Source organism: Acinetobacter sp. GN11, from assembly GCF_054823985.1.
This window is the reverse complement of the sequence record NZ_JRVL01000369.1, coordinates 1-757: the sequence shown is the minus strand read 5'-3', so window position 1 is coordinate 757 and position 757 is coordinate 1. Positions and strand designations below refer to the sequence as shown.

General features: G+C 33.8%; 1 protein-coding gene and 1 pseudogene. Both read left to right on the top strand.

Translation table 11 applies throughout. From position 1 onward, the window contains the following. Positions 1-51 precede the first annotated feature (51 nt). On the top strand, positions 52-273 hold the full coding sequence (locus NL42_RS19455; protein ID WP_461313994.1) for a hypothetical protein: 222 nt from the start codon (positions 52-54) through the stop codon (positions 271-273). After that, positions 273-757: pseudogene (locus tag NL42_RS19450) on the top strand (hypothetical protein); the annotation flags it as partial. The gene NL42_RS19455 and the pseudogene NL42_RS19450, both read left to right, overlap by 1 nt.

Genomic DNA, 757 nt, shown 5'->3' with positions numbered 1-757 from the left:
TTATGTGGGATCAGCTAACAATTGTTAAATAATTTATTGAAGAAAGTAAAAATGAACTTTACCAGACTAACAGATGAGCAATTAGCACAAACACTTATTCCAAAGCGTTTTGTGCCACCCACACCACCAGAATATGAAGGTAAAAATAAGGTCTATGTTTTTGATAGTGAAGATTCTTTTAATTTAACTTATGATGAGTTGGTCGAAATTATTAGTAAGGCTCGGATGACTGGGCCACAAATGATTACTATTCTTGGAACGGTTGGTGATTAATGAATAAAAATGTTGTTGCTTTCAGCATCTCAGTATCGATCATTCTTTTAGCTATCTTGATCTGGAGTGTGTTAGGTATTCTCTTTAAATATTGGGGCGATGTAACAGCAACTAAAGATAGTTTATCTACTATTTCAGGAATTTTCGGCGGCTTGACTACGTTAGGGGCTGCAATAGTTGCAGCTCATCTATACACAGATTGGAAAGAACAATTAACGTCTACAGTCCAACAAGAACAAGCAAAAAGTATTCAATTAGCAGTCAATAAAATTCTTATTACATTAGATGAATATGGGACATTTATTCTTATGCATGGTGGTATGGGACATGAACCTGAGTATATAGATGAGGCCGCTGAAAAAGCTAAAAACTTAGTCAAAGACTATCCTGATTTAGCATTTAACTTGAAATTAAATCTAGTTAGTTATGAAGAGACTTTTCTCAAAGGTAAACCTCTATTAACAGAAGAGGAAATAGAAAAAAT